This window comes from Stenotrophomonas sp. GbtcB23, assembly GCF_019091045.1.
Taxonomy (GTDB): Bacteria; Pseudomonadota; Gammaproteobacteria; order Xanthomonadales; family Xanthomonadaceae; genus Stenotrophomonas; species Stenotrophomonas rhizophila_A.
Genome location: NZ_JAGXKC010000361.1, coordinates 1 through 280, shown reverse-complemented (window position 1 = coordinate 280; position 280 = coordinate 1). Strand labels below are relative to the sequence as shown.

Sequence of the window (280 nt, the reverse complement as noted above, 5' to 3'; positions counted from 1 at the left end):
GGGCCCTTGATGTGGGCGATGCGACGGTGGCCCTGCGCGACCAGATGGCCGATCAGTTCCACCACTGCGGTGTTTTCGTCCATGCGCACGCCGATGCGCCCTTCGGGATGGCGCGGTGCGATGCCGGTAAACGGAATCTCGTTGTCTTCCAGGTACGCCAGCACCACCGCATCGTCGGACAGCGGCGGGATCAGCACCACGCCATCGGGCCTCGAGTTCTCGAACAGTGCGGCGAGGACGGGCAGGGTGCGCCGGCCGATGCCGACCGGCCCCAGGATCA

1 pseudogene is annotated in these 280 nt (G+C 67.5%); it reads right to left on the bottom strand.

Annotated elements, in window-relative coordinates:
• Positions 1-280, bottom strand: a pseudogene (locus KVS69_RS19415) (LacI family transcriptional regulator); the annotation flags it as partial.